The organism is Desulfomarina sp. (genome assembly GCF_054039375.1).
Window position 1 is genome coordinate 1 of the sequence record NZ_JBPLBA010000220.1, and the last position, 8,528, is coordinate 8,528.

The 8,528-nt window shown below is 50.7% G+C and carries 10 protein-coding genes and 1 riboswitch; of the genes, 4 read left to right on the forward strand and 6 right to left on the reverse strand.

The genetic code is table 11. The annotated features are described in order from the left end of the window. From ACXLDX_RS12400 to ACXLDX_RS12415, 4 genes are all read left to right on the forward strand, one after another. A partial coding sequence (locus ACXLDX_RS12400; RefSeq protein WP_457577509.1) for a CBS domain-containing protein occupies positions 1–126 on the forward strand: 126 nt, incomplete at its 5' end. 319 nt (positions 127–445) lie between these two features. Further along, a riboswitch (TPP riboswitch) is annotated at positions 446–565 on the forward strand. A gap of 105 nt (positions 566–670) precedes the next feature. After that, positions 671–1,768 carry a thiamine ABC transporter substrate-binding protein gene (locus ACXLDX_RS12405; protein WP_457577500.1) on the forward strand — a complete coding sequence of 366 codons (1,098 nt, stop codon included), beginning with the start codon at positions 671–673 and terminating at the stop codon, positions 1,766–1,768. A gap of 120 nt (positions 1,769–1,888) precedes the next feature. After that, positions 1,889–3,565 (forward strand): ABC transporter permease, encoded by a 1,677-nt coding sequence (locus ACXLDX_RS12410; protein ID WP_457577501.1) that lies wholly within the window; start codon positions 1,889–1,891, stop codon positions 3,563–3,565. Then, the gene (locus ACXLDX_RS12415) at positions 3,562–4,623 is read left to right on the forward strand and encodes an ABC transporter ATP-binding protein (protein ID WP_457577502.1); all 1,062 of its coding nucleotides are present in this window, start codon (positions 3,562–3,564) and stop codon (positions 4,621–4,623) included. Before ACXLDX_RS12410 ends, ACXLDX_RS12415 begins: the two co-directional genes overlap by 4 nt. Here ACXLDX_RS12415 and ACXLDX_RS12420 read toward each other — a convergent pair. The 6 genes from ACXLDX_RS12420 to ACXLDX_RS12445 all read right to left on the reverse strand — a co-directional run. After that, complete coding sequence (locus ACXLDX_RS12420; RefSeq protein WP_457577503.1) at positions 4,615–4,920, reverse strand: chaperone modulator CbpM; 306 nt, start codon at positions 4,918–4,920, stop codon at positions 4,615–4,617. The two genes, ACXLDX_RS12415 and ACXLDX_RS12420, sit on opposite strands and share 9 nt — an antisense overlap. Position 4,921: 1 nt before the next feature. Next, a complete protein-coding gene (locus ACXLDX_RS12425; protein WP_457577504.1) occupies positions 4,922–5,845 on the reverse strand; it encodes a DnaJ C-terminal domain-containing protein in 924 nt (307 codons plus the stop codon). Between the two features lie 106 nt (positions 5,846–5,951). Then, entirely contained in the window at positions 5,952–6,398 is a 447-nt protein-coding gene (locus ACXLDX_RS12430; protein WP_457577505.1) for a DUF1931 family protein, read from the reverse strand. 13 nt (positions 6,399–6,411) lie between these two features. Continuing rightward, entirely contained in the window at positions 6,412–7,026 is a 615-nt protein-coding gene (locus ACXLDX_RS12435; RefSeq protein WP_457577506.1) for an HdeD family acid-resistance protein, read from the reverse strand. A 90-nt stretch (positions 7,027–7,116) separates the two neighbouring features. Next, positions 7,117–8,055, reverse strand: coding sequence for a YfdX family protein (locus ACXLDX_RS12440; RefSeq protein WP_457577507.1), 939 nt, complete (start codon positions 8,053–8,055; stop codon positions 7,117–7,119). Between the two features lie 189 nt (positions 8,056–8,244). Then, a partial coding sequence (locus tag ACXLDX_RS12445) for a helix-turn-helix domain-containing protein (RefSeq protein WP_457577508.1) occupies positions 8,245–8,528 on the reverse strand: 284 nt, incomplete at its 5' end.

Sequence of the window (8,528 nt, forward strand, 5' to 3'; positions counted from 1 at the left end):
GCACTCAGCATCATGCAGACACGGGAGATTACCGTGCTGGCGGTTGTGGACCAGGAGATGAAACTGCTCGGGGTCCTCCATCTCCATGATCTGCTGGGCAAGGGTGAATTCAGGTTTCTGATTTAAACCTAAATCCTGCACTTCAGAAAATGAGAAAATGACTTTTTATTTCAGAAGACTATGCCACTCTTTTGAAAGTGGTTGTTCACTTTTCAGGTGAACGTTCATTTCCTCATTTTCTTTGCCCTGCGGGATTGGCAATTTTACCGAATCTACTTCGTTTTCAATGGCTTGAAGTATACCTACACGTCAGCGCCATTGAACCTCGCATCTTCGGTAGGTAAGCGAAGACTCCGAACTTGCCAATTGCAGGATTTAGGTAGAAATATTTTCTGCGGATTCTGAAAAATCTGGTGGCAATGCGAAGCTCGATATCTTATAGTGGGACTTACAGTGCGGGAGCTTGGAGTAACCTTGCTGAGAGGGGTTTTACGAATAATCTGAACCCGACCGCTTAACCTGATCCGGATAATGCCGGCGGAGGGACAAATGAAAGTGACACACCGCCCCCTGCCGGGAGCGGTTTTTTTGTGACCACCCTAACTTAAGGGTGACTGCTGAACCTTTCACGCTCCCGCGGCCTTATCAGATAAGCCGTAAGGAGATTTTCATGTCTTGTATTTCCCGTATTTGCCGTATTTCCAGCATGTTTCCTGCCCCCCGTTCCTTGCTGTTGATCCTTTCGATACCGTTCACCCTTATCCTGTCATTTTCGGCTTTTGCCGGAACATCGACTCAAGCGCAAACTCTGACTGTCATGACCCATGACAGTTTCAATATCTCAAAAAAGGTAATCGCTCGTTTTGAAAGAGAAAACAAGGTCACTGTCCGTTTTCTGAAAGCCGGTGACGCGGGAGCGGCACTGGTGCAGGCCATTCTTTCAAAAAATAATCCTCTGGCCGACCTGTTCTTCGGAGTGGACAACAGTTTTATGAGCCGGGCTCTTAAAGCTGGTATCTTTTTGCCTTATTCCTCCCCCGGCCTTGCAGATATCCCGAAAAAGTTTCAGCTTGACCCGGAAAACAGGCTGCTTCCTGTTGATTATGGAGATGTATGCCTCAATTACGATAAAGCGTGGTTCGCAAAACACCGACTTTCTCCGCCAAAAGATATCAGTGATCTGACAGCGCCGGAATACAGGGGGCTGACCGTGGTGGAAAATCCGGCCACATCCTCACCGGGAATGGCCTTTCTCCTCACAACCATCGGCCGCTTCGGCGAAAACGGCTACCTGGAATTCTGGAAAAAACTGCGTGAAAATAATGTCATCGTGGCAAACGGCTGGGAAGACGCCTACTATGGTCATTTTACTTCCGCCTCCAAGGGTAACCGTCCCATCGTAGTCAGTTACGCTTCCAGCCCTCCTGCGGTTGTATACTATTCTGAAACAGTACTGAGCGAAGCACCGACAGGTGTAGTGGTCAGCGACGGTTCAACTTTCAGACAGATCGAATTTGTCGGCATTCTCAAAGGGACAAAGAAAAGAAAACTCGCGGAAAAATTTGTCGACTTCATGCTGGACCTTCCCTTCCAGGAAGATATTCCCCTGCAGATGTTTGTCTTTCCCACCAACAGCCGGGCAAAACTGCCGGAAGTCTTTGAAAAATTTGCAATCATTGCTGAAAATCCGGTCACGGTCGTCCCGGAGAAAATTGAAAAAAACAGGAGGAGTTGGCTTGAGGCATGGACAGACGCGGTTCTGCGATAAACCGACATGGCCGGACTCCATGGCTCGGTCACAAGAAACCAATGAAAATCCCAACTGCGGCAACACAACCCCCAGCCGAGGATTTTCAGATAAACAGGTCAGGCCCGCACGGATGATCCGATGAATAAACGGCCACATACACACTGGCTTCTGCTCGTCCTTCCCCTTCTTTTTCTGGTCCTTTTCTATTTTTATCCCCTGATAAAAATAGTACTGGTCAGTTTTGCGCCGGAGTCCACCTGGGAACCTGGTCACCTCCGGCAGCTTGTCAACTCAGCCGGCTATTTCCGTATCCTGCGCTTTACCTTCTGGCAGGCTGCGCTTTCCACCCTACTGACCCTGTTGTTCGCCCTGCCCGGCGCCTTCGTCTTTGCCAGATACCGTTTTCCCCTGAAAAACCTGCTCCAGGCGTTAATGACGGTGCCCTTTGTCCTTCCCACCGTGGTTACGGCTGCCGCCTTCCTGGCACTCCTCGGTCCGGGCGGTCTTGTCAACGACACCCTGATGCGCGTCTTCGCTCTTGACAGCCCACCCATCAGACTGGATCAGAGCGCAGCTTTTTTCCTGCTGGCTCATATTTTCTACAATTATTCCCTGGTCCTGCGTATTGTCTCCGGCTACTGGACCAGGCTGGATCCGCACCAGAAAGAAGCTGCAACCATGCTGGGTGCCTCTCCTCTCAGAACATTTTTTAAGATTACCCTCCCCCTGCTGATGCCGCCAATCGGTTCCGCGGCCTTACTGGTCTTTATTTTCTGTTTCACGAGTTTCGGAGTCGTCCTGATTCTCGGGGGGCCCGGCTGCGCCACAATAGAGGTCGAAATTTATCGCCAGTCCATACAGCTTTTCAACCTGCCCATGGCAGCCGCACTCTCCCTTATCCAGATCTTTATAAACTTCCTCCTCATGCTGCTCCATGCCCGACTGGGGCGCAACAGCAGAATCGGTTTTTTTTCCTCAACCTCGGGAGAAGCACCTGGACAGGCCGTGGGATTTCTCCAGAAAATCCTGCTGGCCATCAATCTTGCCTTTATGGTCATTTTATTGCTTACTCCTCTTCTGGCCCTGCTGCTGCGCTCATTTCTCGGAGACCACGGCCTCACCCTGGCTTACTACAGGGCACTGCTCACCACTCCACCGGATTCACTGTTTGTTGTGCCCCCCGTACAAGCCGTTCTGAACAGTATCGGCTTTGCCGTTCTGTCCATGGGCATGGCGGTTCTGCTCGGCCTTCTGGCCTCATCCTATCTGGCCCATGCTGGAAATAAAAAAAACAATTTCGTCAACCTATGGGATTCAATCATCATGCTCCCCCTCGCCACTTCCGCCGTCACCCTTGGATTCGGCTATATTATCACCTTGAACACGCCTCCCCTGAACCTGCGTGACTCCCTGGCTCTTATCCCTGTCGCCCATACCCTTGTTGCCTTCCCCTTTGTGGTTCGCTGCATCCTGCCGTCCATCCGGCAGATTCCTGAGAATATACGTGAAGCAGCAGCTCTGTCTGGCAACTCACCCCGCAGGGTATGGCGGAAGATAGACCTTCCTCTCCTCACGCGCCCCATCATGGTCGGGGCAGTTTTTGCCTTTTCCATCTCCATGGGAGAATTCGGGGCTTCCACCTTTGTCGCCAGGCCTCATACACCAACCATGCCCGTCGCCATTTTTCGTTTTCTGGGCCAGCCGGGCGATATGAACTATGGCCAGGCCATGGCCATGAGTACGATCCTCATGGCAGTAACTACCATCGCTTTCTGGCTGCTCGGGAAAACCGACAAAGAAGGAATGAATTCATGAGTTTTCTCCAGATCAAAGACCTCTGCAGCAGTTACGAAGGTACAGTTCTGCTGAAAAATATCACTTTCAATCTTGATGATGGAGAAATTCTCTGTCTTCTCGGCCCTTCCGGCTCCGGTAAAACGACCCTGCTTCGTATGCTGGCAGGGCTTGAACAGCCCGATTCAGGCACCATAATTTTCAACGGTTCCCCTGTCCACAACATCCCTCCCCATCGAAGACATTTCGGCATGATGTTCCAGGAATATGCCCTCTTTCCCCATAAAAATGTTTTCGACAATATCATTTTCGGCCTGGAAACCGGAAAACATGACAAAACCTGGAACAGAAAAAGGGTTGAAGAAATGCTTGAAATTGTTGGCCTCTGCGGCTACGGCCAGAGACGAATCAATGAACTGTCCGGAGGAGAGCAACAGCGGGTAGCCCTGGCCAGGAGCCTGGCCCCAAGCCCCAGACTCCTCCTTCTTGACGAACCACTGGGGTCACTGGACCGTACCCTGCGGGACAGATTGGCCGGGGAAATCAGGGCAATTCTGAAAGAACTGGGCCTCACCGCAATCTTTGTAACCCATGACCAGGCGGAAGCATTCAGTGTGGCGGATCAGGTGGCCATCCTTTTCAACGGCAGCCTGGAACAGATCGACAGACCGGAGACAATCTATACATCGCCGGCGAACTCCATCGTGGCTGCCTTTCTCGGGTTCAAAAATATCTTTTCAATTGCCGAGCTGACAAACCTGGAGGCGAGAGGTCTCAGGGAATATCTGCAATCCCTGGAAACAACCATCGCCAGCACTATTCTTATACGGCCTGAAGGAGCCCGACTCTACCTGGAGATGATTGCAGAAAAAAAACCGAAAATCATTCTGGCGGGAACAGTAAAGAACAGAACTTTCCAGGGTGCAACCTACAGGATCACAATTCTTTCCGGCCCCAGCCTGCTCCATTTCGATCTCCCCATTGAACCGGCGCCACCGGAACCAGGCAGGAAAATAGAGCTCGAAATCAAACCTTCGGCTGTTGTCCCTCTGAACTCTCACCGGTTCAGATCAGCGTAATCGATGAAGCCGCCGCAATTCCTCCAGTTCTTCCAGAAGCTGAAGAGCAAGGGCGCAGCCGGGCAGATTCACCCGGAGATCACGCTGGAGGCGCACCGTTGTCTGTACCCGCTTTATCTCGACAGCCGTAAAAGACCATTCAGCCGGTGCCCTGCCACCGGGACTGAGCAGTCCCTCGTCTATCATATCAAGAATCATCTCTGCTGTGACACCACAGAGACGGCAGAGATCGCCAAAGCTGTAACGACTGTCTTCATCAAGAACAGTACAGGTAATGGAAGTGCATCTTTCCGTCATCTCAAACTCCCAGCTTATTGCGCGGATTAACGGGCATGGTTGCCGCCATCCTGCGATACAGTTCTTTCTGTTCTTCCGTCTTCGGCTCAGGAACAACTATACGGAGGGTGACAATCTGATCCCCCTTTCTTTTCGCCGTGCACAGCCCCTTGCCTTTCAGACGCAGTTTATTCCCACCCTGCGAACCGGAAGGGATCTTCAGCTGAACCTTGCCCCCGAGGGTAGGAACAGTAATTGAAGCCCCCAGAGCAGCCTCCCAGGGAGTAACAGGAAGCTCCATATGAATATCCCGCTTTTCGGCTTTAAAAATCGGATCGTCGGCAAAGGCGATTTCCAAAAAAAGATCCCCGGCCGGTGCCCCACCGTAACCATCCATCCCCTGGCCTTCAAGGCGGATACGCTGCCCCTCGATAACACCTTTGGGGATGGTCACCTCAAGGTTACGGGCCTGCCCGCCACCCCGTGACAGGGTAATACTCTGCCGGGTGCCATGGTAGGCATCAGCCAGCCTGATTACAATTCTGGCATGCTGATCCTCTCCCTTCATCTTGAATGAAGTCCTCCCGCCAGCCGCACCATGGCTCCTGCCCCCGAAAAGGCTTTCAAAGAAATCACTGTAATCGCCGTCTGAGGCACCGGTAAATCCACCACCCCGAAACTCAAAACCATCCGACCAGTCCGGCGGCGGTTGAAAATCCTGGCCATGCTGCCAATTGCTGCCGAATTTATCGTAGGCCGCCCTTTTTTCCGGATCTTTCAACACTTCATAGGCCTCACCCAGGTCCTGAAATTTCTTTTCAGCACCATCTTCCTTACTGACATCCGGATGGTATTTCCTGGCAAGGCGCCGGTAGGCCCGTTTGATATCATCCTGGCCGGCATCCCGGGCGACACCCAGTATTTCGTAATAATCCTTATATTCCATATTGTTCCATTATCCTGTTTCCTCTCCTGCTGCTGAAGGTCGTGCCACCGCAACTGGATTTCATTGTCCTTCTCGCGGCTGGGCCATTCGTTCCAGCCATGCAGGATTAAAGCAAAATCCGATAAATTTCCTCTACCTGTTCCCATTCCCGACTACCGGGATTTTTTATCTCTTCGTTGACAACCCTGAATATCTTTGCCAGACCGACACTGATTCCACCCACCAGTTCCGGCAATTTTTTCTCAAGCAGATCGCTGATATCCATCCTCAAGGGAGGCAAGGTTGCCTGCTGCCGGAGAATTTCCACAAGGGAAAGCTCTTCATTTATATCTATAAACTCCCGAATGGCCTGTTGCAAGCCGATAGTTATAGGAATATCCTGATAATCAATAATATCCCGTCCATTGACACTGGCTGCAACCTGCCCCTGCAACAGCAGGGCACGTAACCGGTTACCGATAAAATCATTCAATCTCTTCACATCACTTTTGTCAATCTCAAGTCCGGACACCTGCCGAAACAATCTCTGCAGTTGTTTTACTCCCATTACCATATCGACTACCTCCTTACTTCAAAATACAGCCTGCTGAATCCGAGTCAGCCAGTTTTCTGACCGCAAGTGCAGTGAGTACCATGAGCCAGCCATTCATCACCATCTCCACACTGACAAATAAACCGATAACCCAGAGCCCGGAAACCGGCCAGCTTGATGCAATGATCACTGCAAAAATAATATTAATCAATCCCATCAACGTTGGCAGCAGCCACTTCCAACCGTTTTTGCGGCATCTGATGCCGTAAGCAATCCGGAGGGCTCCAATGAAGAGCATAAATCCCCCAAGCAGCAGGGTAAACACGGCAGAGGCCGCAACCGGATTCATCAGCACCAGGACACCCGCAAGAATATACAGCAGAGCTGTCAGTATATGCCCCATCTTCCCATGCCACAGATCCTCCTTTGTTCTGACTGCATGAACCAGGGCAAAAACACCTCCCACCAGCAGCAGACCACCGTAAAAAAGAACCGTTGCCAGGGTAACGGCAACAACCATTACCAGGCCAATACTTCCCGCCACCAGCATCGAAATCCCCAGAGCCAGCAGCCAACCCCACTTCTTCGGCAACTCCTCCAGGTCAACAACCACCAGTTGAAATGGATTCTTCATCAGTTTTTCAGCCATTTTCCCCTCCTTTTCCTTCCTCCAGCTCCGGTATTTCCCGGCCGGGAATCTACTCGGAAAATACCGGAAAATATAATTAATAAGTTGAAATTATATATCTTCTACTACCGGTCCATTAAAAATCTTTTCCTTCAGCTTTCTCAGGGAGTTCTTCAGACCATCCACAAATCCTGATCCGAATTTTCCGTCCCGGGTTTTCTTACGAATCTCCTTGATCTGGGCATAAAACGATTTAAAATCGTCTTTCCTGCCGTACCCGAGGGCTTCAGCCATGTCAATCTGATTTTCAGCATCATCAAGCAGGGTTTTCAGTTCATCATTTTCTTTTTCACTTCGGTCCTTTTTGACAACCAGCTTGTCGGCCTTCTCCAGAAGCATTTCCGCCCTGAGCAGGGGAAGCGGTATCACATTTCTGGTTATCACCATGGTTGAAAGCAACTCATAGAGGGACTGTGTCGCCTCCTCATATTTCTCAGCGTCAACCAGTTTGGCAACATTCTTTATTGTATCGGTGTACGCTGCCAGAGGCAGAGAAGTAATGACAAGATCTATCTCCGAAGCAAGATCAGCGAGAATGGCCCTGGCCTGTTGTACCTCACCGTCCTCAAGAAGACCTTCTGCGCTTTTTACCGCCTTATTTATCGTATCAGCGGATGCATAAAGATCGAACTCCTCTACTCGGACATCAATGGGGGCATTGGCCATTTCCGGTTCCCGTGCAAGAACGATTTCCAGTTTGCCCGCAGCCATGGCCAGACTATCCAGCGCCTCCTGTTTCTTTTTGTTTTTCAGTGCTTCAATAGCCTTGCCGGTCTGATCAAGAGCCATTACGGCTTCCCTGACAATGGTCTGTCTTTTGATTTCCACTTCCTTTCGAGCATCCGACTTCACCTGCTTTTCCACTTTCGCCGCAGCAAGCGAATCTTCCTTCTTATGCTTACCCTGACCTGCCTGAACTCCGGTACTGCAAAGCAGTCCAGCGATAACAAATGAAACCAGAACACGATTGCCTTTTTTCAATACGCTCATAAATTTCCTCCAATTCGAAAATTTTAATAAGAACAACACTCCGTTTGCAAGAGTAACAGCAAAACACGTACCAGTTTAGTTTTTCCTTTATTTACAACATATTATACATTTGTTCTGGACAGTATTTCAGAAAAGGACGGCCAGAATGGCCGGGGAGACAGCAGGAACACGGCCGGAATGGCCGCACTCCTATTTTTCATTGAGTTTACGACGGAGGGTGCGCTCACCGATCCCCAGCATGGCGGCGGCAAGCTTTCGATTGAACCCGGAACGTTTCAGGGCTGCGTCAATAAGGATTTCTTCCGCCTCCGCCAGGGTGGCGTCTGCGGGAACAGGAATATAATCAACATCTTTCCCATTCTGAAGAGAACCGGGTCGAGGCAGGAATTTCTGCAGAAACTCCGCCGAGATCTCCTGAATATTATCGGGGATACGGACAGCCAGCCGGGTCATGGTATTGCGCAGCTCCCTGA

What these genes read in the sequence shown, in the direction of transcription:
- ACXLDX_RS12420 (WP_457577503.1), bottom strand. Translation starts at nt 4,920, where the DNA reads ATGACGGAAAGATGCACTTCCATTACCTGTACTGTTCTTGATGAAGAC.
- ACXLDX_RS12405 (WP_457577500.1), top strand. Translation starts at nt 671, where the DNA reads ATGTCTTGTATTTCCCGTATTTGCCGTATTTCCAGCATGTTTCCTGCC.
- ACXLDX_RS12440 (WP_457577507.1), bottom strand. Translation starts at nt 8,055, where the DNA reads ATGAGCGTATTGAAAAAAGGCAATCGTGTTCTGGTTTCATTTGTTATC.
- ACXLDX_RS12435 (WP_457577506.1), bottom strand. Translation starts at nt 7,026, where the DNA reads ATGGCTGAAAAACTGATGAAGAATCCATTTCAACTGGTGGTTGTTGAC.
- ACXLDX_RS12430 (WP_457577505.1), bottom strand. Translation starts at nt 6,398, where the DNA reads ATGGTAATGGGAGTAAAACAACTGCAGAGATTGTTTCGGCAGGTGTCC.
- ACXLDX_RS12425 (WP_457577504.1), bottom strand. Translation starts at nt 5,845, where the DNA reads ATGGAATATAAGGATTATTACGAAATACTGGGTGTCGCCCGGGATGCC.
- ACXLDX_RS12410 (WP_457577501.1), top strand. Translation starts at nt 1,889, where the DNA reads ATGAATAAACGGCCACATACACACTGGCTTCTGCTCGTCCTTCCCCTT.
- ACXLDX_RS12415 (WP_457577502.1), top strand. Translation starts at nt 3,562, where the DNA reads ATGAGTTTTCTCCAGATCAAAGACCTCTGCAGCAGTTACGAAGGTACA.